This window comes from Pseudomonas sp. FP2294, assembly GCF_030687625.1.
In the GTDB taxonomy this organism is placed as follows: Bacteria; Pseudomonadota; Gammaproteobacteria; order Pseudomonadales; family Pseudomonadaceae; genus Aquipseudomonas; species Aquipseudomonas shahriarae.
Window position 1 is genome coordinate 5,805,678 of sequence record NZ_CP117441.1, and the last position, 25,861, is coordinate 5,831,538.

Consider the following 25,861-nt stretch of genomic DNA (forward strand, 5'->3'; position numbering starts at 1 on the left):
CCACCGGGACATTGAGGTACGTACACGATGAAAAACAATAACTCCGTGCTCGGTAGCGTCGCGCTGCTGATCCTGTTCCTGGTCCTCTGGCAATGGGGCCCCGGCCTGCTCGGCATGCCCGAGTTCGTCATGCCCAAACTCAGCCGCGTGGCCCAGGAAGGCCTGGTGATGTGGCAGACCGGCGGCCTGCTGCAACACACCCTGATCACCGCGCTGGAGATCGTTGTCGGCTTCGCCCTCGGCGCCCTGCTAGGGGTGGTGATCGGCGTCTCGCTGGGCCTGTCGCCGGCTGCCGAAGCCATGTTGTCGCCGTACATCCTGGCCTTGCAGATAGCGCCGAAAGTCGCCTTCGCGCCGCTGTTCGTGATGTGGCTGGGCTACACCATCTACCCGAAGATTCTGATCGCGATCCTGATCGTGTTTTTCCCGGTGATGATCAACGTGCTCTCGGCAATCCGCACCGTCGACCCGGACATGATCAACCTGGTACGCACCATGAACGCCAACCGCTGGCAGATCTTCCGCCTGGTGGAGTTCCCCTCGGCCATGGCCGCACTGTTTTCCGGCCTGCGCATTGCCTCGACCCTGGCCGTGATCGGCGTCACCGTCGGTGAGCTGGTGGGCGGCAACCAGGGCCTGGGCTTTTTGCTGGTGGACGCCGAGGGCCAGGGCAACACAGCCGGGGTGTTCGTCGCCATTGTCGCGCTGACCCTGATTGGGGTGATCGCCTACGGCGCAGTGGTGTGGGCGGAAAAACGCGTCCTGCACTACATGCCCAAAGCCATGTTGAGCACCCAATGATGAGCCGCCATGACCTTTTGCTTGCAGGCCGTCGCGTGCTGGTCACCGGTGGCGCCCGTGGCCTGGGCTATGCCTTTGCCCAGGCCATCGGCCAGGCCGGTGCCCGAGTGGTGATTGCCGATGTACTGCACGAACGTGTGCAGCAGGCCGCCGGTGAGTTGCAGGCGCTGGGCCTGGATGTGCAGGCCGTCACCGTCGACCTGGCCCAACCCGCGTCGATCCAGGCCTGTGTCGACGCGACGATCAGCCTGCTGGGCGGCCTCGATGGCTTGGTGAACAACGCCTCGATCACCAACTCCGGCGGCAAGGGCTGCGAAGCATTGAGCATCGACACCTGGGACCAGGTGATGCAGGTCAACGTGCGCGGCACCTGGCTGATGACCACCGCCTGCCTGCCGGCCCTGCGCGCCAGCGGCCAGGGCGCCATCGTCAACCTGGCCTCGGACACTCCGCTGTGGGGCGCGCCGAACCTGTTGGCCTATGTCGCCAGCAAGGGCGCGATCATCGCCATGACCCGCAGCCTGGCGCGGGAGCTGGGCAGCGACAACATCACCGTCAACGCCATCGCCCCCGGCCTGGTGCTGGTGGAAGCCACCGCCTACGTGCCCGAGGCGCGCCACCGTTTGTACAACGACCAACGGGCCCTGCAACGCCCACAATTGCCCGAAGACGTCAGCGGCGCCGTGCTGTTCGCGCTGTCCGACCTTGCCCGCTTTATCACTGGACAAACCCTGCCGGTCAACGGCGGGTTCGTCATGCCTTGATCTGGAGACTGTCATGACTGATCTATCTGCCCAAAACGACACCCCGAAAAGCTGGGACCGCCCTGCCGGCGCCAGCCTGGAAAGCTGGATGAGCACGCGCATCGCCCGTTACGAGACGCGCAAGTACGACTGGGATGCCCTGAAGTTCCAGGCTGACTACGACCCCAAGTTCCGCCGCGCGCAAATGCGCTACATCGGCACGGGCGGCACTGGCATCAGCACCGACATGAACACCATCCCGTCGGAGCACTTCACCTTTTCCACCATGGTCATCCCGGCCGGCCATGAAGGCCCGCCGCACCTGCACATTGACGTCGAAGAAGTGTTTTTCGTGCTGCGCGGCAAACTCAAGGTGGTGCTGGAAAAGGACGGCGAGCGCTTCGAGACCATCCTCACCGACCGCGACGTGATTTCCGTGCCGCCCGGCGTGTACCGCGAAGAAATCAACATCGGCGATGAAGACGCGCTGATGTGCGTGATGCTCGGCGCGAAAAAACCGATCACCCCGACCTATCCGCCAGAGCACCCTCTGGCCTCGATCAAGCGCGGGTAAGCCCATGTTGCCAGGACTCACGCACGCCGCGCCGACGGCCGACCTGCAAGCCCAACTGCAGCGCGATTTCCCCCAGCAACGGGTCGCGTCAGCAGGAGGCCAGCAGGCCCTGCGGGTATGCGGCACGGGACCGGCAGTGGTGTTGCTGCACGGCATCGGCTCGGGCGCGGCGTCCTGGCTGCAGGTGGCACAACATCTGGCGTCCCAGGCGCGGGTCATCGCCTGGGACGCGCCCGGCTATGGCGACTCCAGCCCCCTGGAGTCGCAAGTACCCAAGGCCGAGCAATACGCCGCGCGCCTGGTGCAGATGCTCGATGCGCTGGAGGTGGACGAGTGCGTGCTGGTCGGCCATTCCCTGGGCGCACTGACCGCCCTGGCCTTGGCCCGCAGTGCCCAGGCCAGACGCGTGAGCCGCCTGGTACTGATCAGCCCCGCTCGCGGCTATGGCGCGCCCGAGCGCAACGCGCAGCGCCAGCAAGTGCGCCAGCAACGCCTGGACAACCTGCAACGCCTGGGCATCGCCGGGCTGGCCGAGCAGCGCAGCGCCCACATGCTCTCGCCCAGTGCCCAGCCCCAAGCGTTGGCCTGGGTGCACTGGAACATGGCCCGCCTGAACCCGCTGGGCTATCGCCAGGCCATCGAATTGCTGTGCGGCGACGACTTGCTGCGCCACGGCCAACCTGCAATGCCCTGCGAGGTGCATTGCGGCGAAGCCGACAGCATCACCCCACCCGACACCTGCCTGGGCGTGGCCAAGGCCCTGGGTGCCAGCTTCAACCTGATCGCCGACGCAGGCCATGCCAGCCCCATCGAACAACCGCGAGTGGTTGCCGGTCGCCTGGCCTACGCCCTCAAACAATCCCTGACAGGTAGAACCCTATGAACGACTCAGATCTGCTGAAGGATGCTCAGGACAAATACATCGTGCCGGGCCTGGAGCGCGGCTTGTTGCTGCTCTGCGAGTTCAGCCGGCGCAACCGGACCCTGACCGCGCCGGAACTGGCGCGGCGCCTGGCGCTGCCGCGCTCGACGATTTTCCGCTTGCTGACCACCCTGGAAACCATGGGCTTCGTCACCCGCAGCGGCAACGAATACCGCCTGGGCATGTCGGTGCTGCGCCTGGGATTCGAGTACCTGGCGTCGCTGGAGCTGACCGAACTCGGCCAGCCACTGCTGGCGCGTTTGTGCGACCGGGTTAACTACCCGAGCAACCTGGTGGTGCGCGACGGGCGTTCCATCGTGTACGTGGCCAAGGTGTCGCCGCCTTCGGTGTTCTCCAACGCGGTCAACGTCGGCACCCGCCTGCCGGCCCATGCCACGGTGCTGGGGCGCATCCTCCTCGAAGACCTGTCACTGGCCGAACTGCGCGAGCTGTACCCCGAGGAGCACTTGGAACAGCACTCCCACTGCACCCCGAAAACCGTGATGGAGCTGTTCGACATGCTCCAGGCCGACCGCCAGCGCGGCTTTGTCAGCGGCGAAGGGTTCTTTGAATCGGCGATTTCCACAGTGGCCGCGCCCGTGCGCGACCAGAGCGGCGACATCGTGGCCGCCCTCGGCGTGACCATCCCGACCACGCAGATCGGTCATGTGAATTTTGAAGAGCTGCTGAACCAAGTGCGGCGCAGCGCCGACGAGCTGTCGCGCCTGCTCAACTACAACGGCGGCGCCCACAGCGGGCAGCCCCGCGTCACTGCCTTGATGAGAGATTGAGATGAGCCTTTATTCATTGCAGGGCCGCACCGCAATCGTCACCGGAGGCTCCTCGGGCATAGGCCTGGCATGCGTCGAACTGCTGCTGGAAGCCGGTGCGGGCGTTGCGTTTTGCGGCCGCGATGCAGAACGCCTGCGCCGTGCCGAAAGCGACCTGCGCCAACGTTTCCCGCAAGGCCAACTGCTGGCCCAGGTGTGCGATGTGCTCGATGGCGAATCGGTCTACGCCTTTGCCAGCGCCAGCCTGGCCGCGCTGGGCGCCGCCAGCGTGCTGATCAACAACGCCGGGCAAGGCCGGGTCTCGACCTTTGCCGACACCACCGACAGCGCCTGGACCGAAGAGCTGCACCTGAAGTTTTTTTCGGTGATCAACCCGGTCCGCGCCTTCACGCCGCAGCTGCAAAGCCAGGCCGACGCCGCGATTGTCTGCGTCAACTCACTGCTGGCCAGCCAGCCGGAACCGCACATGGTCGCCACCTCCGCTGCCCGCGCCGGGATCAAGAACCTGGTGCGCTCGATGGCCACCGAATTCGCCCCGCAAGGCATCCGCGTCAACGGCATCCTGATTGGCCTGGTGGAGTCCGGGCAATGGCGCCGCCGCTTCGAAGCGCGTGAAGAACGCGACCTCGACTGGGCGCAATGGACCGCCCGCCTGGCCCAACAAAAACATATTCCCCTGGGGCGCCTGGGCCTGCCGATTGAAGCGGCCCGCGCGATCCTGTTTCTGGCCTCGCCTCTGTCGGCTTACACCACAGGCAGCCATATCGATGTCTCTGGAGGCCTGTCCCGCCATGCGTAATGAAAACACTGTCACCGTGGGCGCTGCCATCACCGCCTTTCTCGAACAATGCGACGTCAAGGCCGCGTTTGGCGTGATCTCGATCCACAACATGCCGATCCTCGATGCCTTCGCCGTGCGCGGCAATATCCGCTTTGTCATGGCCCGGGGTGAAGCCGGCGCCGCCAACATGGCCGACGCCTATGCCCGCACCACCGGTGGCCTGGGCGTGTGCCTGACCTCCACCGGCACTGCCGCCGGCAATGCGGCTGGGGCCATGGTTGAAGCGCAGACTGCCGGCACCCCGGTGCTGCACATCACCGGGCAGATCGAGACGCCGTACCTGGACCAGGAACTGGCGTATATCCACGAAGCCCGCGACCAGTTGAACATGCTCAAGGCCGTGTCCAAGGCCGCCTTCCGCGTGCGCAGCGTCGAGACCGCCATCAGCACCCTGAAGCTCGCGGTGCAGACCGCCCTCACCGCGCCCACCGGCCCGGTCAGCGTCGAGATCCCGATCGACATCCAGTCGGCCTTTATCCCAATGCCCACCGACCTGTCGCCACTGCCGATCCCGGTCGCTGTACCGGCACCGGAAGCCCTCGACCTGGTGGCCGCGCGCCTGGCCAGTGCCAAACGCCCGATGCTCTGGCTCGGCGGCGGCGCGCGGCATGCCGGGGCGCAGGTCAAGCGCCTGCTGGCGATGGGCGTGGGGGTGATCACCTCGACCCAGGGTCGCGGCGTGGTTAACGAAGACGACGAACGTTGCCTGGGGGCCTTTTCGCAGAACAAGCGGGTCGAGCAGTTCCTGCAAACCTGCGATGCACTGCTGATCGTCGGGTCGCGCCTGCGCAGCAATGAGACCTTCAAGTACGCGCTCAAGCTGCCGCAGAACACGCTGCGCATCGACGCCAACCCGGCCATCGAAGGCCGCAGCTATGCCAGCGAACTGTTTATCTGCGGCGACGCGGCCCTGGCCCTGGAAGGGTTGGCTGACCGCCTGGAAGGCCGCCTGCACACCGACCCGCAGTTCCTCGCCGAACTCAAGGCCGTGCGTGAACAGTCGCGCAGCCAACTGGTGGCAGACCTGGGCCCGTACTCGGCGATGGTCGAGCAATTGCAGGCCAGCACCGGGCGCAACTTCTCCTGGGTGCGCGATGTGACCCTGTCCAACAGCATCTGGGGCAACCGCCTGCTCAACCTGTACCACCCACGCGCCGGGGTTCACGCCTTGGGCGGCGGTATTGGCCAGGGCCTGGCGATGGGCATCGGTGCCGCGGTGGCAGCCGCTGAAACCGCGCCCGAGCGCAAGGTGTTTGCCCTGGCGGGCGATGGCGGTTTCATCCTCAACCTGGGAGAGCTGGCGACCCTGGTCCAGGAGCGCGCCAACCTGGTGATTCTGCTGATGAACGACCAGCGCTACGGGGTGATCCGCAATATCCAAGACGCGGTCTACGGCAGCCGGCATTGCTATGTCGACCTGCACACCCCGGACTACACCAAGCTCGCCGAATCCATGGGCCTGCGCCATGGCCTGGTCACCGACCTCAAGGATTTCGGCAAGGTGGTCGACAGCGCCTTGAGCCAGCCCGGCCCGTTCCTGCTGGAAGTGGACATGCTCAGCGTGGGCAACTTCGCCACCCAGTTCGCCGGCCCGCCCAACAGCGAAACCAAAGCCCAGAAGGCCACCGCCTGAGGATCGTCGCATGTTGCATATCACCATGATCGGCTGCGGCGCCATTGGCGTCGGCGTGCTGGAGCTGCTGGAGAACGATCCGCAGTTGTGCGTGGATTACGTCATCGCTTCCGAGGGCTCCGAAGCCCTGGTGCGCCAGCGCCTGGCCAGTTTCAAACAACCGCCGCAGGTGCTGACCGCCTTGCCGGCCGATACGCGCCCGGATTTGCTGGTGGAGTGCGCCGGCCACCGCGCCATCGAAGAGCATGTGCTGCCGGCCCTGGAGCGTGGGATTGCCTGCCTGATTGTGTCGGTCGGTGCCTTGTCCGAAGTGGGCCTGGTGGAACGCCTGGAGGCCGCCGCCGAGCGCGGCAAGACCCGCATCGAGCTGCTGCCCGGGGCGATTGGCGGTATTGATGCGTTGTCGGCGGCCAAGGTCGGCGGCCTGGACTCGGTCAACTACACCGGGCGCAAGCCAGCCCGCGCCTGGAAGAACACTCCCGGCGAGCAGGCTTGCGACCTGGACAGCATCCGCGAAGCCACGGTGATCTTCCAGGGCAGTGCCCGTGAGGCCGCGCGGCTGTACCCGAAAAACGCCAACGTTGCGGCCACCCTGTCCCTGGCCGGGCTGGGCCTGGATCGCACCCACGTCACGCTGATCGCCGACCCCCACAGCGACGAAAACGTCCACCACTTCGAAGCCCGTGGCGCCTTTGGCCGTTTCGAGTTGAGCCTGCGCGGCAAGCCGCTTTTGGCCAACCCCAAGACCTCGGCGCTGACCGTGTACAGCGTGGTCCGTGCCTTGGGCAACCACGCCCATGCCATCTCAATTTAGGAGCCCGTCGATGACCCTCGAACAGACTTTACCGATCTGCATCGCCGGCCACTGGCGCCTGGGCCGTGGCGAGCGCTACGCCAGCCGCTACCCGGCCACTGGCGAGGCCGTGGCCTGGCTTAACGCTGCCGATTTGCAGGATGTGGAAGACGCCATCCAGGGCGCGCACCAGGCCTTCCTGCACAGCGGCTGGGCCCAGCGCAAACCCCATGAGCGGGCCGGTGTGCTGTACCGCATCGCCGAGCTGATCCGCCTGCACAGTGAGGAACTGGCGCAGCTGCAACGCCAGGACAACGGCAAGCCGATCAATGAAACCCGTGCGCTGGTGGCCAGTGCGGCCGGCACTTTCCAGTTCTTCGCCGCCGCCTGCGAAACCCTGGAAGAAACCATCACCCCGTCGCGCGGTGATTTCGTCAGCATGAGCGTGTATGAGCCGATGGGCGTGGTCGCCGCGATCACCCCGTGGAACTCACCGATTGCCAGCGAGGCGCAGAAGGTCGCGCCAGCCCTGGCGGCGGGCAATGCGGTGGTGATCAAACCGGCGGAAATCACCCCGCTGCTGGCCCTGCGCCTGGCCAGTCTGTGCGAAGAGGCCGGCCTGCCCAAGGGCCTGATCAGCGTGCTGCCCGGCAAGGGCTCGCTGCTGGGCGACGCCCTGACCCGCCACCCGCTGGTCAAGCGCGTGTCGTTCACCGGCGGCACCCGCACTGGCAAGCACATCGCCCATATCGCCGCCGACAAGATGATGCCGGTGTCTTTGGAGCTGGGCGGCAAGTCGCCGACCATCGTCCTTGATGACGCCGACCTCGACCACGCAGTGGCGGGCGTGCTCTACGGCATTTTCAGCTCCTCGGGCGAGGCCTGTATTGCCGGCTCGCGGCTGTTTGTCGCGCGCGCCCTGTACGAGCCCTTTATGCAACGCCTGGTAGCCGCCGCCGCGAACCTGCGCATGGGCGACCCGGCCGACGAAAACACGCAGATGGGCCCGCTGATCAGCGCCGGCCATCGTGAATCGGTGGAACGTTATGTCGCCCTCGGCCTGGCCGAAGGCGGGCGCCTGCGCCTGGGCGGGCAGCGCCCCAGCGGTGGCCTGTATGACCAGGGCTACTTCTACCCGCCGACCATCCTTGAGGGCCTGCACAACCAACAACAGGTATGCCAGGAAGAAATCTTCGGCCCGGTGCTGGTGGCCATGCCCTTCGACGACGAAGAGCAATTGCTGGAGCAGGCCAACGACAGCCTGTACGCCCTCGCGGCAGGCATCTGGACCCGCGACTACAAGCGCGCCTGGGCCCTGGGCCGGCGCTTGCAGGCCGGCACCGTGTGGATCAACACCTACAAACAGTTCTCGATTTCCACACCGTTCGGCGGTTGGCGCGACAGCGGCCTGGGCCGCGAAAAAGGCCGCCTGGGGATCCTGCAATACATGGAACAGAAGAGCCTCTACTGGGGCATGAACCAACAGCCACTGGCCTGGGCCGGTGTGCCACACGAGGTAGCGTGATGAGCGTTTTAGGTATTGATGAAGTCACCTATGGCGTCGAGGACCTCGACACCTGCGTGCGTTTTTTCAGCGACTGGGGCCTGACCCAGGTCAGCACGCAACCCGATGAGGTGATCTTCGAGACCCTCAATGGCTGCCGCGTAGTGCTCGCCGACCTGAACAAACCCGGCCTGCCGCCCGCCATCGAGGCCGGCTCCACCGTGCGCGAAGTGGTGTGGGGCGTGGCCGACGCGACGGACCTTGCGCTGTACGCCGAACGCATCGCCAACGACCCGGGGTTTATCGAGGGTAACGGGCGCATCGGCTGCACCGACCCCAACGGCCTAGCGATCCGCCTGCAAGTCACGCGTAAGCGCGAGCTGGAGATCGAGTGCAGCGGCCACAACACCTGGCAGACCAAGGGCCGGATCAACAAGGCGGCGCCGATCTACGAGCGCGCCACGCCGATTGAAGTCGGTCACGTGGTGTTTTTCGTCAAGGACGTGAACGCCTGCGAAGCCTTCTACCACGAGCGTTTCGGCTTCCAGGCCTCGGACCGCTACCCGGATCGCGGGGCCTTTTTGCGCACCGCCGAGGAAGGCGGCCACCACGACCTGTTCATGCTGCAACTGCCGGCGCCACGGGCGGGACTGAACCATGTGGCCTTTACCGTGCGCGATGTGCACGAGGTGTTTGGCGGTGGCATGCACGTGTCCCGCAGCGGCTGGCCGACCGAGATCGGCCCTGGGCGTCACCCGGTGTCTTCGGCGTTTTTCTGGTACTTCAAGAACCCCGCCGGCGCGCTGGTGGAGTACTACGCCGACGAAGATCAACTGACCGGCGAATGGCAGCCACGCACCTTTGAGCCGGGCCCCACGGTGTTCGCCGAATGGGCAATTGCCGGCGGTATCGACGGCAATACCCGGCGCCAACAACACGTCGAGGCGCCGCAAGGCAAGTTCCTCACCGACAAACCCAAATCCTGAGCAGGAGTCGCCCATGCCTTCCCTGAATATTGCTATCGCCGGTGCCGGTATCGGCGGCCTGACCGCCGCCATCGCCCTGCACCGCGCCGGTCACCAGGTCACCGTGTTTGAACAGTCCAAGGCCTTTTTGCGGGTCGGCGCCGACATCAACCTCACCCCCAACGCGGTACGTGCGCTGGATGGCCTGGGGATTGGCGCCGCCGTGCGCATCCCGGCCGCCCGGCCGACCCATCGCATCAGCCGGATGTGGGACAGCGGCGAAGAGACTTCACGCCTGGAAATGTCCGACGCCGCCGAGCAAAAGTACGGCGCCCCGCAACTGACCATCCACCGCGCCGACCTGCTGGCTGCCCTGGCCGAAGTGTTCCCGTTGGAGCAGGTGCAATTCGCCAAGCGCGCCGAGCGGGTTGAGCACACTGACGACGGCATCTGCCTGCACTTCAAGGACGGCAGCCAGCACCGCTGCGATGTGCTGATCGGCGCCGACGGCATCCACTCGGTGGTGCGCAACGCGCTGTTTGGCGAAGAGCACCCGCGCTTTACCGGGGTGGTGGCGTACCGCGCGGTGGTGCCGGCCGAGTTGGTGGCCCATGTGCCGAATATCCAGGCCTTTACCAAGTGGTGGGGCCCCAACCCGCAGAGCCAGATCGTTACGTTCCCGCTCAACCAGGGCAAAGATATTTTTATCTTCGCCACCACCGCCCAGGACAGCTGGCACGAAGAGTCGTGGACCAGCGCTGGCGATGCCGACGAGCTGCGCAGCCACTATCAGGCGTTCCACCCCGACGCCCGTGCCCTGCTGGATGCGTGCAGCGATGTGCTCAAGACCGCGCTGTATGAGCGCGACCCGCTGCCGTTCTGGTCCAAGGGCCCGATCACCCTGCTGGGCGATGCCTGCCACCCGATGATGCCGTTCATGGCCCAGGGTGCCGGCCAGGCCATCGAGGATGCGGTGGTGCTCGCCCGTTACCTGCAAGACCTCGACAGCCCGTCCCAGGTCGCCGCGGCCTTGCAGGGCTATCAGCAGGCGCGCCTGGAACGCACCAGCCAGATCCAGATCGGCTCGCGGGGCAACCAGTGGCTCAAGGACGGCGGCAACGCCGATTGGGTCTATGGCTACGACGCCTGGACCATCCCCATCCAAAGCGCGGCCTGAACATGAGCGACAGCTTGCTGGTGACCGTGCTGCTCAAGCACGACCAATCGAAGAACCTGGAAGACATTCAGCGGCATATGAAGCAGCAGGATTGGTGGGAGCGTTTTCCACCGCAGGGCGTGGAGTTGGTGAGCTGGACCGTGGCCATGGGCCTGGGCCAGATCGTCACCCTGCGCTTGCCGCCGAGCCTGCTGCCAGCCCTTAACGTCGAGCTTGAGCGCTCGGCGTGGGGCGTGTTCAGCACTGAAGTTTTCCCGACATACGACTTTATCCCCGTGCGCGAAACCATCCGCGAACGGGTACGCAACGGAGGTCAATGACATGAGCACTACCGAACGCTTCCTCGAGCCCCATCAGGCGCGCAAACGGCCCAATACCCAGTTTGAAGAGCTGCTGGGCGACTCCATCGAACGCGCCTTCGGCAACGGCGTGACCGAGCTGCCGGCGCTGCTCGCCCACCTCAACCTGGCCGGCCCGCCCTGCCCGCTGACCAGCGGCGAGTGGACGGCAGATGCCTATCAAACCCTGATGGCCCGGCTGGGCGAATGACCCGGCAGAAGGAATAGAACAATGACTATGCAATTGACCGTCGACCCTGTTGAAAACCATCTGGCCAATGGCCTCAAAGACCTCTGGTTCCCGGTGTTGCCTTCGGACCTGTTGGGGGAGAAGCCGGTGTCGGTGCGCCGCCTCGGCTACAAGATCGCCCTGTGGCGCGACAACGATGGCCGCGTACACGCCCTCGAAGACCATTGCCCCCATCGCGGCGCGCCGCTGTCCCAGGGCCCGGTGCTGGGTGATCGCCTGCAATGCCCGTATCACGGCGTCGAAGTGCGCTGTGACGGCACCGTGACCAAGGTGCCCGGCAGCCCCGGCTGCAAACTCGAAGGCAGCCGCCCGACCCGCATGTTCCATACCCGCGAAGCGGCAGGCGCGATCTTTTTGTTCAATGCCACCGACGCGCATTTAGAGACCCCGCCGGAACTGGTGCTGCCCGAGCAACTGACCTCGCCGGAGTGGAGCAGCTTCGTCTGCTACACCGAGTGGAAAGGCGACTACCGCTACGTGATCGACAACGTCATGGACCCGATGCACGGCACCTACCTGCACAAGATGTCGCACTCGATGAGTGAAGGCGAAGCCACCGCCAAGTTCGTCACCCGCGACACCGACAACGGGTTCTTCTTCGAGAAGGAAGGCCAGCGCGGGGTGAACTTCGACTGGACCGAGTTCATGGACAACGGCTGCCATTGGCTGCGCCTGGAAATCCCCTACCCGAAAACCGGCGGCCCGGGCGGCAACTTCACCATTATCGGCAGCTACACGCCGAGCAGCCGCGCGCTCTCGGCGGTGTTCCACTGGCGCTGCCGACCGCTGACCGGCTGGCAGCGCGACACCTGGCGCTTCCTTTACAAGAACCGCCTGGAAGCGCGGCACTGGGCCGTGCTGGAGCAGGATCGGGTGCTGCTGGAATTCATGGAGCCGGACGCCAACCAGCGCGAAAACCTCTACCAGCACGACCTGGGCGTGGTGCGCATGCGCCGTTACCTGAAAAACGCGGCCAAGGCCCAGCTTGAACTGATCGACGCGAAGCAACTGCCATGAACGCGGTCGTGGTGGCGCCCGCCGGGGCCAGTTGGTCGAATGCGCTGCTGATCGGCCGCGAAGTGGTGATGTCGGGGATGACCGCGCACCCCGCCAGCCGCGAGGCCCCCCTGGATTGCTACGCCCAGACCCTGGTGGTGCTGGGCAAGATCCAGGCGCTGGTGACGGCGGCCGGCGGGCACGTGGGCAATATCTACCGGCTGACGGTGTACCTCACTGATATCGCCGACAAAGACCAAGTGGGCCGCGCCCGACGGGATTTTTTCGCCGGGCAGGCCGTGTTTCCCACGTCCACCCTGGTGGCCGTCAACGCACTGGTGTTTCCTGAACTACGGGTCGAGATCGAGGCCAGTGCCCAGCTCGATGTCGACCTGCGTACCGTCACAGAGGTGAATGATGTCTAAGCCCTCCCTGCTCAATGCCCGCGTGCATACCCTGCGCTATGAAGCCGAAGGCATCATCAGCGTGGAGTTTCGGCCGTTGGGCGATACCGTGTTCCCGCCGTTCGAGGCCGGCTCGCACATCGACCTGCACCTGGCCAACGGCCTGGTGCGCAGCTACTCGCTGCTCAACTCCCCCAGCGACCAGGGGCGCTACACCGTGGGCATCCTGCGTGACCGCAACAGCCGCGGCGGCTCGGAATATGTGCACAGCCAACTGCGGGTCGGCATGCCGCTGTCGATCTCGGCGCCGCGCAACAACTTCGCGCTGGACCTGAGCGCCAGCCACAGTGTGCTGGTGGCCGGTGGCATCGGCATTACCCCGATCTACTGCATGTTCCGCCAGTTGCTGGCCCAGGGAAAATCCGCCGAGCTGATCTATTGCGCGCGCTCGCGCCAGGAAGCGGCATTGGTGGAAGCCTTGAACGGCCTGGATGCGCGGGTGGTGTACCACTTCAACGACGAGAAAGGCGTGCCGCCGGACCTCGCCGCCTACCTCGCTGGCCAGCCGGCAGATACGCACTTCTACTGCTGCGGGCCGACGCCGATGCTGGATGCGTTCGAGGGCACCTGTGAGCGCCTGGGTTATCCCCATGCGCATATCGAGCGCTTTACCGCCGCCGAACTGCCGCCCAGCGAAGATGCCCAGAGCCGCTATAGCGTGGAGCTGAAAAAGTCCGGCAAGACGCTGTCGGTGGAGCCCGGTTTGAGTTTGCTGGATGTGTTGCTCGAAGCCGGTTGCGACATTGACCACAGCTGCCGCGAGGGGGTGTGCGGCTCCTGTGAAACGCGGGTGGTGGAAGGCGAGATCGACCACCGCGACGGGGTACTGACCAAGGCCGAGCGTGCGGCGAACACGTCGATGATGGTGTGCGTTTCGGGCTGCAAGAGCCGGCGCTTGGTGCTGGACCTTTAGTCTGCATAGGCTCGGTGGTGGGGCTGTTGTGGCGAGGGGGCTTGTCCCCTCGCCACGATGTCAGGCAGACGATCTATCGAGTAAATAAGTAGGCAACTTATTATTCACCCGTAAAACACAAAATTGCCCGTTTCATTGGCAGCGTGCAATAAAGACGCACCTATCCCGAGCAACTTTGTTACCGCACTTACAGGTTGTTTCATGGGTTATACAAAGCGCTTTGTTTCCCATATAAACAATTGTTTTCAAGCAGGTTTTTATAAAACCCCAGTAAATACGCCGCCTGGCACACTTCCTGCTCTACCCCTGTGCATTCACTGATTAAACGGCGTTTCGCCGATAAAACAATAATAACCAACACTTAAACCCGGTAAGACCCGCTCCCTCCTTAGTTGCCTTTAAAGGCAAGCGGACGAGTGTTGCCGATTACCCGGTAGAGAGGTCTCTATGAAGCGTGTCTTGTGTGCAGGATTGATGTTTGCCAGTTTCAGCAGTTTCGCCGCAGAACCCATCCCTTCCGAACCGGTGCGGGCCAACGCCGCCAATAAACCATTCCCGCATATTGCCTGGCGCAGTGAGGCCGGCGACGCCAGCCTGGATATCGGCGGTGCGTTGCGTACCAACTATCGCGACGAGCATTGGGACACCACCGAGAACAATGGCCGCTTCCTCTTCGACACGTTCCGCCTGGACGTGCAGGCCACCTACAAGAGCCTCTACAGCGATATCGGCTACTGGTTCCAGGACGACGGCAAGCGCTCCATCGACCGTGGTTTCGTCGGCTATCGGCTCAATGCCAACTCCAACGTGCAACTGGGAGCGCCGTTCAAGCCGTTTGGCCTGGAGCCGTATCCGCAATTTGGCTGGAGTTACCACCTGCCGTTTTTCATGGGCTATGCCTCAAGTGCCGGCACCGGCCTCAAGTACAGCTACAAGGACCAGGACTGGGACGTGCAGCTTGGCTTCTTCCCGCGCATGTTGCCCAGCGACCTTCGCTATTCGCCTGAAGTCGGGCGTTACGCCGACCTGAAGGACAATGCGATTGCCGCGATCCAATCGCGCCAGGACAACGAGAAGCGCAACCAACTCAACGCCCGCGTAGCACGGACCTTCAACAGCGATGGCTGGAAAACCGAGATCGGCGCCTCGCTGGCCACCGCCCAGCTGTACAACGCCACCACCCGGGACGACGGCGACTACTGGGCCGCCGGTGTACACGCCATCATCAACAAGGGGCTGTGGACCGTTACCAGCCAGGCCATCCGCTACGAATACGACCCTGAAAACCCCACCGGCGTCAGCAAGGACTCGGTGCTGATGGGTGGCAACGGCCTGACCCCCGCGTACCTGATCGCATCCAAGGCCACCCTCGCCTCGATCAACCTCGGCTATGACGTCTACACGCCGACGCTGGGGCAGTTGAAGAAGGTCAAGTTGTACACCGACTACAGCCGGATGATGAAAGACAAGAGCGCCTGGGATGATTCGCAGATGTTCACCGTGGGCGCGCAGTTCCTGGCGATGCCGGTGATGGCCTGGGTCGACTTTACCTGGGCGCGCAACGCCAACCCCTATGGCGGGGCCGAGAATGGCAGCGGCTTTACCAATACCAGCTCGGTGGGCAGCAACGAGTGGTATTACCGCACCAACGTGAATATTGGTTACTACTTCTAACCAGGCAACAAAAATCAAAGGTGGGAGCTGTTGAGCTTTGGCGAGGTTGCGATAGGCATGAGTCTTTACACAACTCTTTTCTCTGGTGCTTATTGGGTTTGTGTACATATCCGTTGCTGGGGTCATGGCGGCTATTGGTTCCGCTCTTACAGCGGGTCACTTTTGGAAAAGAGCCCGGAGTGCCGGCCCAGCCAAAAGTAACCAAAAGGGCTCTTGCCCCACCACTCGGTGCCTCGCCTAGGCTCGGCATGCCCGCAGTCAGGCATTGCTCCGTGGGCCCGCCGCGATCGGCCATCCATGGCCGTGTCGCGGCTACCCCGGCATCCATGCCGGGGTGCCCACTGCGCAATACCTGCCTGCGGCCATCGTGGTTTAACGGGGCGCCTTAGATCAAGATCAAAAGCCAGATCAAAAGCAGAGCCACAGCAACAGCAAAGCCAGAGCGCGAAGCTGCATTCCCTGTGGGAGCTGGCTTGCCTGCGATGGCGGTACATCAGCCAATACATTTATCGACTGATACACCACCATCGCAGGCAAGCCAGCTCCCACAGGTATAAGCGTACGCCTAGACGATCAGGTCGGCTGTCAGGCCGTCTCGCTTTGCTTTTGATCTGAGGCGCCCCGTTAAACCACGCTGGCCGTCATCCGATTTTGATTTGGGGGGTAAACCGGCAGGACGCCGGTTTAGCCGCGCTGGGCCAGGGATGGCCCATCGCGGCGGCCCCCCAAATCAATGTCGGATGACGGGCACACCGAGCCTAGGCGAGGTGCCGAGTGGTGGGGCAGGAGCCCTTTTGGTTACTTTTGGGGCTCTTTTCCAAAAGTGACCCGCTGTAAGAGCGGAACCAATAGCCGCCATGACCGCAGCAACGGATATGTACTCATACCCAACAACCAAAAAAGAGCAAGTCGCGTAGAGACTCATGCCCATCGCAGCCTCACCAAAGCTCAACAGCTCCCACATTAGGTCAGTGTGACACTCGACCATTCCTCGCTCAATTGCGCTGCTTGCAGACGGCTGGCGCACACCTAGGTATAGTGCCGCCCCTCTTCGCATGCACGATCGTCAGCCGCATGCGAACGCCGAACTAATAACAACCCGCGACATGGAACCGGGACGAGCCCTCGCCCCACCTATCGTGCTGTCTGCGAAATGGTGTGGAGTCGAGCCGTCCGGCTTTTGCCTTTACAGAAAACAGCGAGGAATACTCCATGCTAGAAGTCATCAACGACTTCCTCTCAGGAAAAGTACTGATCGTGCTCATTGTCGGGCTCGGTGGTTACTTCACGATCCGCTCGCGTTTCGTTCAGTTTCGTCACTTCTTTCATATGTTCGCGGTGTTTCGCGACAGCCTGAAAAGCAGTGCCGGCCAACTCAGCTCGTTCCAGGCGCTGATGCTCAGCCTGGCCGGACGAGTGGGTGCCGGTAACATCGCCGGGGTCGGCATTGCCGTGACCCTGGGCGGCCCGGGCGCAGTGTTCTGGATGTGGGTCACCGCGCTGGTGGGCATGTCTTCGAGCTTTATCGAGTGCTCCCTGGGCCAGCTCTACAAACGTACCGACGCCGAAGGCACCTACCGTGGCGGCCCGGCCTATTACATCCAGCACGGCCTGCAAAAACGCTGGCTGGGGATGGTCATGGCGTTTCTGCTGCTGGTGACCTTCGGGTTCGCCTTCAATGGCCTGCAAGCCCATGCCGTGACCCACTCGCTGAACAACGCCTTTGGCTTCGACACCACCTACACCGGCCTGGCGCTGGCGGTGTTGCTGGGCCTGGTGTTTATCGGCGGGATCAAGCGCATTGCCTCGATTGCCGACCTGCTGGTACCGGTCAAGACCCTGGTCTATATCGCCGTGACGGTCTACGTGATCGTGCTGCAATTCGACCAGGTGCCGGCCATGCTCGCGACCATCGTCAGGAGCGCCTTTGGCCTGGACCAGGCCTTCGGCGGCCTGGTGGGCAGCGCGATCATCATGGGTGTGAAGCGCGGCGTGTTTGCCAACGAAGCGGGCCTGGGCAGCGCGCCCAACGTGGCAGCCGTGGCCTCGGTGGAACACCCGGTCGCCCAAGGTGTGGTGCAAGCGTTCAGCGTGTTCCTCGACACCTTCATCATCTGCACCTGCACTGCCCTGCTGATCCTGCTCTCGGGCTTCTACACCCCAGGCTTTGAAGGCGACGGCATTGCCCTGACCCAGAACTCCCTGGCGGCGGTGGTCGGTGACTGGGGCCGGATGTTTATCTCGGTGGCCCTGGCGTTGTTCGTGTTCACCTCGATCATGTACAACTACTACCTGGGCGAGAGCAACCTGCGCTTTTTGGTGGGCAACAACCGCAAGGTGCTGATCGGTTATCGCGCGCTGGTGCTGGTGCTGATCTTCTGGGGTTCGATCGAGAACCTGAGCACCGTGTTCGCCTTCGCCGACATCACCATGACCATGCTGGCGTTCGTCAACCTGTTCGCCCTGGCGTTCCTGTTCAAGATCGCTATGCGCATCCTCAACGACTACGACAGCCAGCGCGCGGCGGGCATCAAGACCCCGGTGTTCGATTCCAGCCAGTTCCCTGACCTGGACCTGGACCGCAAGGCCTGGCCGGCCAACCCGGTGCAGCCGGAGCCAACGGTTCAAGCGACTGCTGAACTGAACGCCCAAGTGCAACGCTGAGCCTAGATAGATGACACGCCGCCCGGCCTTGGGCATGCTCTGGGCCCGGCGGCGTTTTTCGTTCAGGAGATTCTTCGATGTCCAAAGCTAACACCATCATGGTGCTCTACACCGGCGGCACCATCGGCATGCAGGCCAGCGCCAACGGCCTGGCGCCCGCTTCGGGCTTTGAAGCGCGCATGCGCGAACAGCTTGCCCACCTGCCTGCGCCAGCCTGGCGCTTTCGGGAAATGTCGCCGCTGATCGACAGCGCCAATATGACGCCCGCCTACTGGCAACGCCTGCGCAGCGCCGTGGTCGAGGCTGTGGACGAGGGCTGCGATGGCGTGCTGATTTTGCACGGCACCGACACCCTGGCCTACAGCGCGGCAGCCATGAGTTTCCAGCTGCTGGGCCTACCGGCGCCCGTGGTGTTCACCGGTTCAATGCTGCCGGCCGGCGTGCCTGACAGCGATGCCTGGGAAAACGTCAGCGGCGCCCTGACAGCGTTGGGCGAAGGCCTCGCGCCCGGTGTGCACCTGTACTTCCACGGCGCACTGATGGCGCCGACCCGCTGCGCGAAAATCCGCAGTTTTGGCCGCCATCCCTTTGCTGCACTGCAGCGCAACGGTGGCGTGGCCAAGGCCCAGGCCCTGCCCGCCGCCCTGGACTACCGCCAGCCCAAGGCCCTGGCCAATGTCGGTGTGTTGCCGCTGGTGCCGGGCATTGATGCCGGGCAACTGGACGCCCTGGTCGCCAGCGGCATCCAGGCGCTGGTGCTCGAATGCTTTGGCAGCGGCACCGGGCCCAGCGATAACCCGGCGTTCCTCGCCAGCCTGCAGCGCGCGCTGGATCGGGACGTGGTGGTGGTCGCAATCACCCAATGCCATGAAGGTGGCGTGGAACTGGACGTGTATGAAGCGGGCAGCCGCTTGCGTGGGGTCGGCGTGTTGTCCGGTGGCGGCATGACCCGCGAAGCCGTGTTCGGCAAGCTGCAAGCCCTGCTCGGCGCCGGGCTGCCCAACGACGCAGTACGGCGTCTGGTCGAACTGGACCTGTGCGGTGAACTGAGCTGAGCGGCATATAACTTGCTCCACTTCCAGCCATCCCCTGGCTGGAAGTTCCCATGCTGCACTCCCACCTCACCACCCTCAATGCCGTTTCCCTGGTGCTCAGCACCTTCAAGGCCGAAGGCTTGCCCGCCGAAGCGCTGCTGGCCGGCAGTGGCATCTGTGCGGCGGACTTGAGCCGCGCCGACACACGCATCGCCACGCACCAGGAAATGCAGGTGTGCGCCAATGCCGTGGCCTTGCAGCGTGATATCGGGCTGATCGTGGGGCGACGGATGCACGTATCGGCCTACGGCATGCTCGGCTATGCGCTGCTCACCAGTGCCACTTTCGGTGACGCTTTGCGCCTGGCCCTACGTTATCCGGCGCTGTTGGGAACACTGTTCGAGCTGAGCCTGGAGCAAGACGGTGAGCGTATCTGGTTCACCGCCAGCGATTACCGCGAAAGCCCGGCACTGACCGCCTTCAATGTGGAGCTGTGCCTGGGATCGCTGAAGGTAATCTGCGACGACTTGCTCGGCCACCCGCTGCCGCTGCTGGGTGCGCGCTTTGAGCATGCCGCGCCGGATTATCAGGCGCGCTACGCCGAGTGTTTCGACTGCCCGCTGCAATTCCAGGCCACTGCCAATGCGTTCGCCTTTGACCAACGCTGGCTCGCCCAACCGTTGCCCCTGGCCGACACGGTGACCCATCGGGCGATGGCCGAGCGCTGCCGCAAACAGAACACCGAATTCACCGGGCGCGAGGCCTGGCTGGGGCGGGTGCGCCAGTTGCTCGCGGCGCAACTGCACGCCGCCCCCGGGCTGGATGGCCTGGCCCAGCAGATGAACTGTTCACCCCGCACCCTGCGCCGGCACCTGCATGACCTGGGCTGCAGCTACCAGGAACTGCTGGACGAACTGCGCTTTGAGCGCGCCAAGCAACTGTTGGCGCAAGACCAGTGGCCGATCTACCGCATCGCCGAGCAGTTGGGTTTCAGTGAGACCGCGAGCTTCCGGCATGCCTTTGTACGCTGGAGCGGTGTAGCGCCGAGTCAATTTCGAGCATGACGCCCCATGTAGGGGCGAATTTCGGACAGACAATTTGGCCATATTTATCCCCTTTTGGCCGCTCCTGCCGTTCTCCAAACCTGCGTACACCGCAACACTGCAAGGCATCCCAAGCTGCCTGCGGAGAACAATAAAAATGCTGACGATCTACTCGGACGATCACCACCTGCACCATGGCCGTTGCGAATTGATGGACGGCCAGTTGATGCCCTGCTTCGAAATGCCTTCGCGCGCCGACCATGTGCTGCAACGGGTCAAGGACCGTGAACTGGGCCCGGTGCAAGCGCCGCAGGACTTTGGCCTGGCGCCGCTGCAACGTATTCACAGCCGCGACTACCTGGAGTTTTTCAAAGGGGCATGGCAACGCTGGACGGCCTTCGGCCAGGACGGTGACCTGCTGCCCTACACCTGGCCCGCCCGCACCCTGCGCCGCGTATTGCCCACCAGCCTGCATGGTCAACTGGGCTATTACAGCTTCGATGGCGGTGCGCCGATCACCGCCGGCACCTGGCAAGCCGCCTACAGCGCAGCGCAGGTCGCGCTGACCGCACAACACGCGATCCAAAACGGTGCCCACAGTGCCTTCGCCCTGTGCCGCCCGCCGGGGCATCATGCCGCCAGTGACTTGATGGGCGGTTATTGCTACCTCAATAACGCCGCCATCGCCGCCCAGGCCTTTCTCGATCAGGGCCGCAAAAAGGTCGCGATCCTCGATGTCGATTACCACCACGGCAACGGCACCCAGTCGATTTTCTATGAGCGCAGTGACGTGCTGTTCACTTCGATCCACGGGCATCCGGAGGCAGAGTTTCCGTTTTTCCTCGGCTACGCCGATGAGCTGGGCGACGGTGCCGGTGAAGGCTTCAACTTCAACTACCCACTGCCGGCCGGTTCCGCCTGGGACACCTGGAGCGCCGCACTGGAGCAGGCCTGCCAGGCAATCGAAGGCTATGGCGCGGACATCATCGTCGTGTCCCTGGGCGTCGACACATTCAAGGACGACCCCATCTCGCAGTTCAAGCTCGACAGCCCGGACTACCTGGCCATGGGTGCGCGTATCGCTCGCCTGGGCAAGCCGACGCTGTTTGTGATGGAAGGCGGCTATGCGGTGGAAGAAATCGGCATCAATGCCGTCAACGTTCTCGAAGGTTTTGAGGGGGCTGCCCAATGAACATGCTCAAGTCGCTTGTGCTCTGTGCCGCCGTGCTGAGCACCGCCGCCCACGCCGAAGAAAAAACCCTGCGGGTCTATAACTGGTTCGACTACATCACCCCCAAGGCCCTGGACGACTTCAAGGCCCAGAACCCGGCGATCAAACTGATCTACGACATCTTCGACACCAACGAGGCCCTGGAGGCCAAGCTGCTGACCGGCAACTCCGGCTACGACGTGGTAGTGCCGTCCAACGTGTTCCTGGCCAAGCAGGTCGAGGCCGGGGTGTTCCAACCCCTGGACCGCAGCCAGTTGCCGAACTGGAACCACCTCGATCCCAAGCTGATGCAGTTGATTGAAGCCAACGACCCGGGCAATAAATTCGCCGTGCCCTATATGTACGGCACCATCCTGATTGGCTTTAACCCGGACAAGGTCAAGGCCGTGCTGGGGGCCGACGCGCCGGTGGACAGCTGGGACTTGATCTTCAAGCCCGAGAACATCAGCAAGCTCAAGCAATGCGGGGTCGCGCTGCTGGATTCGCCATCGGAAATCCTGCCCCTGGCCTTGCAGCACCTGGGCCTGGACCCCAACAGCAGCAACCCCAAGGACTATGTAAAAGCCGAAGCGTTGCTGATGAAGATCCGCCCCTCCATCACCTACTTCCACTCCTCCAAGTACATGGCCGATATCGCCAACGGTGACATTTGCGTGGCCGTCGGCTACTCCGGCAGTTTCTCCCAGGCGGCCAACCGCGCCAGGGAAGCCAAGAACGGGGTGATTGTCGACATGCGCCTGCCCAAAGAGGGCGCGCCGATCTGGTTCGATATGCTGGCCATTCCCAAGGGCGCGAAAAACCCGCAGGACGCCTACACCTTTATCAATTACCTGCTGCAACCCCAGGTCATTGCGCCCATCAGCGACTTTGTCGGCTATCCCAACCCGAACAAGGACGCGACCGGGCTGGTGGACCCGGCGATCCGCAACAACCCTAACCTGTACCCGACCGAGGCGGCGATGGCCACGCTCTACACCCTCAAGCCGCTGACCCGTGACGCCGAGCGCGCCAGGACCCGCGCCTGGACCAAGATCAAGTCCGGGACCTGAGCAATCATGGCCGGGGAGCACCCTCTCCGGCCCCGGCGCCACCTCACCGAAAGCGATCGCGCGCCCAGATCATCCCACCCGCCAGGCCTTGCGCAGCCGCGCCAGGGCCTGGGCGATAGCCGCTTCGGGCACGGCGGCAAACCCCAGCACCAGGCCGGCGCGCTGGGCCGGTGCCGAGTGGGTGTCGGGCAGCCAATAGCTGCTCAGGGCGTTGATTTCTACATCCGCTGCCAGGGCCTGGGCGACTAACTGCGCCTCACGGGCCAGGCTTTGCACCCGTACCGTGAGGTGCAAGCCTGCCGCGACACCGGGCAGGCTACCCACGCCAGGCACGTCGTCGGGCCAACCGGCCAGCAAGACATTGCGACGACTCAAGGCGGCGCGGCGCATGCGCCGGATGTGCCGCTGGAAGTGCCCCGCTGCCATGAACTCGGCCATCACCGCCTGGGTACTGACCTCCGAATGCCGCACGTCCACGGCGCGCCGCTGGGTGAAGGCGCTCACCAAGCCCGGCGGCAGCACCAGATAACCCAGGCGCAACGCCGGGAATGCGACTTTGCCGAAAGTCCCCACATAGAGCACCCGATCACTGCGATCCAGGGCCGCCAGCGGTGCCAGGGGCGCGCCGCTGTAACGGTACTCACCGTCGTAGTCATCCTCGATGATCCAGCCGCCCGTGCGCTCGGCCCAGGCCAGTAACTCCAGGCGCCGGGCCAGGCTCATGACCACCCCCGTCGGGTACTGGTGGGAAGGCGTGACATAGGCTAGGCGGCAATCGTTGAGCGCGTTCAATGCCGTGCAGTCGATGCCCTCTGCGTCCACCTCCACGCCCTGGAGTTTTGCCCCGGCATTGGCAAACGCATGCCCTGCCGCCCGGTAGCCGGGATTTTCAATTGCCACGCTATCCCCAGGGCCCACCAGTAGCTGTGCACAAAGGCTGATTGCCTGTTGCGCGCCGCTGGTGATCACAATTTGCTCAGCGGTGCATTGCATGCCTCGCGAGCTGCGCAAGTAAGCCGCGATCAGCCCACGCAATCGCTCATCCCCCGCCGGGTTGCCGTAACACAGTTGTTGCAGGTCAGGCTTGCGCCAAAAAGCCGCATTCAGCTTGGCCCAGACGTCAAACGGGAACAGATCGAAGGCCGGTACACCGACACGAAAAGCCCGTGGAGGGCCACTGGGTGGCAGCGGTAAATGGTTGTTTTCCAGACGACCCAGAGCGGGACTGTGGATAACTTCACTGGATAAATTCCCAGTTATATTTGCGGGTTTTGTGGATAAGGCTGGGGATAAGCCTGTTGATAACCCTGTGGACACTTTTGTGGATAATTTTTTTGTGCCCGGGTCGGTGGTGGGCAATTGCGCCACATAGGTCCCATCGCCCACCCGTCCTTCGATAAAGCCTTCGGCATACAACTGATCGTAGGCCCGCACCACGCTGTTGCGGGAAATCGACAACGCCGCCGCCAGATCCCGGCTGGCGGGCAGCCGGGTCCCACTGGCCAGCCGCCCATCCAGCACCCGCTGGCGCAGGGCCTCGTACAGCTGGCGTGTCAGGCCCTGACGGCGATCCAGCTCAATACCCGCAGGGTTGAATGACATGGGCGACATATTGGACCTATGAAATTGGCCTGAGATGGCTCTTACAACAGACCATTAGCCTGCCTAGGATGCAGGCATTCGCCAAGGAAAATATTTATGTACACGCCTCGCGCCTTTGCCCTCGACGATTTGCCCGAACTGCAGCAACTGATCCGGCACACGCGCCTGGCGCAGTTGGTGACCTTTGGCGAGCACGGCCTGCAGGCCAGCCATTTGCCGCTGCTGCTCAACCCCGATGAAGGACCCAATGGCACCCTCTACGGCCATCTGGCCAAGGCCAATCGCCAGTGGCAAGACCTGCAGAACGGCAGCGAGGCCCTGGTGATTTTTGCCGGTGCCGAGGCCTATGTCAGCCCAGGGTTTTATCCGGCCAAGGCCGAACACGGCAAAGTGGTGCCCACCTGGAATTACCTGGCGGTCCACGCCTATGGCCAGGCCGAGGTGTTCACCGATGCCGAGCGCCTGCTCACACTGGTCAGCGCCCTGACCGACCGCCACGAAAACGGGCGCGCCCAACCGTGGAAAGTCAGCGATGCCCCGGCGGACTACATCGACGGCATGCTCAAGGCCATCGTCGGGTTCGCCCTGCCGATCCAGCGCCTGCAAGGCAAGCGCAAGCTCAGCCAGAACCGCAGCGCGGCGGATATCGCCGGCGTACGCGAAGGGCTGGCCGCAAGCTTTGACGTGCGTGACCAAACCCTCGCCCGATTCATTCCCAAGGAGCCTTCATGAGCCAGATCGACATCCGCCGGGTGCAAGCCGCCGACCACGCTGCCTGGTTGCCACTGTGGCAGGCCTACCTGCGCTTCTACGACACGCAGTTGCCGGACGCCGTCAGCACCAGCACCTGGCAACGCCTGCTCGACCGCAACGAGCCGACCCATTCGGCCCTGGCCTGGCAGGACGGCAAGGCGGTGGGTATGGTCAACTTCATCTATCACCGCTCCAACTGGAGCATCGAAAGCTCCTGTTACTTGCAAGACCTGTTCGTGGACGCCACCCAGCGCGGTGCCGGAGTTGGTCGCAAATTGATCGAATTCGTCTACATCACCGCCAAGGCCGAGGGGTGCTGCAAGGTCCACTGGTTGACCCATGAGACCAATGCCACTGCGATTGCGTTATACGAACGCATCGCCGAACGTCCCGGCTTTATCCAGTTTCGCAAAGGCCTTTAAGGAGCACAGCATGTCGACCTCACTCGCAGACTGGAAAGGCGCCCCGGCGCCCACCGCCCAACTGATCGAAGGGCGCTTTATCCGCCTGGAAAAACTCGACCCGGCCCGCCACACCGATAGCCTGTGGCAAGCCCTCCAGGGCCCCGGTGCCGACCCCAAGCTGTGGGACTATTTGCCCTACGGCCCGTTTACCGAGCGCGCCGCTTTTGATGCGTGGCTAAACAACCACGCGGCCAATAGCGATCCGTACTTTTTCAGCGTGATCGACCGCGCCAGCGGCGACGTGCAGGGCATCCTTAGCCTGATGTCGATCGTCCCGGCCCAGGGCCGCATCGAAATCGGCCACGTCACCTTCGGCGCCCCAATGCAGCGCTCACCGAAAAGCACCGAGGCCGTGTATCTGCTGGCCCGGCACGCGTTTGAGCTGGGCTACCGGCGCCTGGAATGGAAGTGCAACAACGGTAACGCCCGCTCCAAATACGCAGCCGAGCGCCTGGGGTTCAGTTTTGAAGGGGTGTTCCGCCAGCATATGGTGGTCAAGGGGCAGAACCGCGACACGGCGTGGTACTCGATCCTCGATGGAGAATGGCCGAAGGTCGGCGCCGGGTTTGAGGCCTGGCTTGGCGAGGCTAACCAGACGGCCGATGGACAGGCGAAAACCCTGACTGAATGCCGGGGCTGACG

General features: G+C 63.7%; 26 protein-coding genes. 25 read left to right on the forward strand and 1 reads right to left on the reverse strand.

Translation table 11 applies throughout. From position 1 onward, the window contains the following. Positions 1-27: 27 nt before the first annotated feature. From PSH73_RS26335 to PSH73_RS26440, 22 genes are all read left to right on the forward strand, one after another. Positions 28-801, forward strand: a complete 774-nt coding sequence (locus PSH73_RS26335) for an ABC transporter permease (protein WP_057440547.1) — start codon at positions 28-30, stop codon at positions 799-801. Next, on the forward strand, positions 801-1,565 hold the full coding sequence (locus PSH73_RS26340) for an SDR family oxidoreductase (RefSeq protein ID WP_120734475.1): 765 nt from the start codon (positions 801-803) through the stop codon (positions 1,563-1,565). Before PSH73_RS26335 ends, PSH73_RS26340 begins: the two co-directional genes overlap by 1 nt. Before the next feature lie 13 nt (positions 1,566-1,578). Next, on the forward strand, positions 1,579-2,118 hold the full coding sequence (locus PSH73_RS26345; RefSeq protein WP_029289969.1) for a cupin domain-containing protein: 540 nt from the start codon (positions 1,579-1,581) through the stop codon (positions 2,116-2,118). 4 nt (positions 2,119-2,122) lie between these two features. Further along, positions 2,123-3,001 (forward strand): alpha/beta fold hydrolase, encoded by an 879-nt coding sequence (locus tag PSH73_RS26350; RefSeq protein ID WP_057961191.1) that lies wholly within the window; start codon positions 2,123-2,125, stop codon positions 2,999-3,001. After that, positions 2,998-3,831 carry an IclR family transcriptional regulator gene (locus PSH73_RS26355; protein WP_057440549.1) on the forward strand — a complete coding sequence of 278 codons (834 nt, stop codon included), beginning with the start codon at positions 2,998-3,000 and terminating at the stop codon, positions 3,829-3,831. Before PSH73_RS26350 ends, PSH73_RS26355 begins: the two co-directional genes overlap by 4 nt. A gap of 1 nt (position 3,832) precedes the next feature. Next, positions 3,833-4,630 carry an SDR family oxidoreductase gene (locus PSH73_RS26360; protein WP_057961192.1) on the forward strand — a complete coding sequence of 266 codons (798 nt, stop codon included), beginning with the start codon at positions 3,833-3,835 and terminating at the stop codon, positions 4,628-4,630. Beyond that, positions 4,623-6,305: a thiamine pyrophosphate-binding protein gene (locus PSH73_RS26365; RefSeq protein ID WP_170044643.1), complete on the forward strand. Its 1,683-nt coding sequence runs from the start codon at positions 4,623-4,625 to the stop codon at positions 6,303-6,305. The genes PSH73_RS26360 and PSH73_RS26365 overlap by 8 nt, the downstream gene beginning before the upstream one ends. 10 nt (positions 6,306-6,315) lie before the next feature. After that, complete coding sequence (locus PSH73_RS26370) at positions 6,316-7,119, forward strand: aspartate dehydrogenase (RefSeq protein WP_057444232.1); 804 nt, start codon at positions 6,316-6,318, stop codon at positions 7,117-7,119. Positions 7,120-7,129: 10 nt separating this feature from the next. After that, positions 7,130-8,623 carry an aldehyde dehydrogenase gene (locus PSH73_RS26375; protein ID WP_057440552.1) on the forward strand — a complete coding sequence of 498 codons (1,494 nt, stop codon included), beginning with the start codon at positions 7,130-7,132 and terminating at the stop codon, positions 8,621-8,623. Further along, entirely contained in the window at positions 8,623-9,588 is a 966-nt protein-coding gene (locus PSH73_RS26380) for a VOC family protein (RefSeq protein WP_057440553.1), read from the forward strand. Before PSH73_RS26375 ends, PSH73_RS26380 begins: the two co-directional genes overlap by 1 nt. 13 nt (positions 9,589-9,601) lie before the next feature. After that, positions 9,602-10,744, forward strand: coding sequence for an FAD-dependent monooxygenase (locus PSH73_RS26385; RefSeq protein WP_198817182.1), 1,143 nt, complete (start codon positions 9,602-9,604; stop codon positions 10,742-10,744). 2 nt (positions 10,745-10,746) lie between these two features. After that, positions 10,747-11,064, forward strand: a complete 318-nt coding sequence (locus PSH73_RS26390) for a hypothetical protein (protein ID WP_057440555.1) — start codon at positions 10,747-10,749, stop codon at positions 11,062-11,064. A gap of 1 nt (position 11,065) precedes the next feature. Next, a complete protein-coding gene (locus PSH73_RS26395; protein ID WP_034116488.1) occupies positions 11,066-11,293 on the forward strand; it encodes a recombinase-like helix-turn-helix domain-containing protein in 228 nt (75 codons plus the stop codon). Between the two features lie 21 nt (positions 11,294-11,314). After that, entirely contained in the window at positions 11,315-12,349 is a 1,035-nt protein-coding gene (locus PSH73_RS26400; RefSeq protein WP_057440556.1) for an aromatic ring-hydroxylating dioxygenase subunit alpha, read from the forward strand. Further along, positions 12,346-12,753: a Rid family hydrolase gene (locus PSH73_RS26405; RefSeq protein ID WP_057961195.1), complete on the forward strand. Its 408-nt coding sequence runs from the start codon at positions 12,346-12,348 to the stop codon at positions 12,751-12,753. Before PSH73_RS26400 ends, PSH73_RS26405 begins: the two co-directional genes overlap by 4 nt. Next, a complete protein-coding gene (locus PSH73_RS26410; RefSeq protein ID WP_057440558.1) occupies positions 12,746-13,705 on the forward strand; it encodes a PDR/VanB family oxidoreductase in 960 nt (319 codons plus the stop codon). Before PSH73_RS26405 ends, PSH73_RS26410 begins: the two co-directional genes overlap by 8 nt. A gap of 447 nt (positions 13,706-14,152) precedes the next feature. Next, positions 14,153-15,379 (forward strand): hypothetical protein, encoded by a 1,227-nt coding sequence (locus tag PSH73_RS26415; protein WP_057440559.1) that lies wholly within the window; start codon positions 14,153-14,155, stop codon positions 15,377-15,379. Positions 15,380-16,591: 1,212 nt separating this feature from the next. After that, complete coding sequence (locus PSH73_RS26420) at positions 16,592-18,043, forward strand: sodium:alanine symporter family protein (protein WP_305461620.1); 1,452 nt, start codon at positions 16,592-16,594, stop codon at positions 18,041-18,043. Between the two features lie 77 nt (positions 18,044-18,120). After that, positions 18,121-19,098, forward strand: coding sequence for an asparaginase (locus PSH73_RS26425; protein WP_305461622.1), 978 nt, complete (start codon positions 18,121-18,123; stop codon positions 19,096-19,098). A gap of 50 nt (positions 19,099-19,148) precedes the next feature. Continuing rightward, complete coding sequence (locus tag PSH73_RS26430; protein ID WP_057440561.1) at positions 19,149-20,141, forward strand: AraC family transcriptional regulator; 993 nt, start codon at positions 19,149-19,151, stop codon at positions 20,139-20,141. Between the two features lie 136 nt (positions 20,142-20,277). Further along, positions 20,278-21,312: a histone deacetylase family protein gene (locus PSH73_RS26435; RefSeq protein ID WP_305461624.1), complete on the forward strand. Its 1,035-nt coding sequence runs from the start codon at positions 20,278-20,280 to the stop codon at positions 21,310-21,312. Continuing rightward, the gene (locus tag PSH73_RS26440; protein ID WP_120734360.1) at positions 21,309-22,400 is read left to right on the forward strand and encodes a polyamine ABC transporter substrate-binding protein; all 1,092 of its coding nucleotides are present in this window, start codon (positions 21,309-21,311) and stop codon (positions 22,398-22,400) included. The genes PSH73_RS26435 and PSH73_RS26440 overlap by 4 nt, the downstream gene beginning before the upstream one ends. A gap of 69 nt (positions 22,401-22,469) precedes the next feature. Here the strand turns inward: PSH73_RS26440 and PSH73_RS26445 are convergent, their stop codons facing one another. Next, positions 22,470-24,011, reverse strand: a complete 1,542-nt coding sequence (locus tag PSH73_RS26445; protein ID WP_120734361.1) for a PLP-dependent aminotransferase family protein — start codon at positions 24,009-24,011, stop codon at positions 22,470-22,472. Between the two features lie 87 nt (positions 24,012-24,098). Here PSH73_RS26445 and PSH73_RS26450 point away from each other — a divergent pair, with 87 nt between their 5' ends. The 3 genes from PSH73_RS26450 to PSH73_RS26460 are packed head-to-tail and all read left to right on the forward strand — an operon-like array spanning position 24,099 to position 25,859. Next, positions 24,099-24,734, forward strand: coding sequence for an FMN-binding negative transcriptional regulator (locus tag PSH73_RS26450; protein ID WP_186625686.1), 636 nt, complete (start codon positions 24,099-24,101; stop codon positions 24,732-24,734). Continuing rightward, positions 24,731-25,177 carry a GNAT family N-acetyltransferase gene (locus tag PSH73_RS26455; protein ID WP_305461627.1) on the forward strand — a complete coding sequence of 149 codons (447 nt, stop codon included), beginning with the start codon at positions 24,731-24,733 and terminating at the stop codon, positions 25,175-25,177. Before PSH73_RS26450 ends, PSH73_RS26455 begins: the two co-directional genes overlap by 4 nt. A gap of 10 nt (positions 25,178-25,187) precedes the next feature. After that, positions 25,188-25,859 carry a GNAT family N-acetyltransferase gene (locus PSH73_RS26460; protein ID WP_057961202.1) on the forward strand — a complete coding sequence of 224 codons (672 nt, stop codon included), beginning with the start codon at positions 25,188-25,190 and terminating at the stop codon, positions 25,857-25,859. Positions 25,860-25,861: the final 2 nt, after the last annotated feature.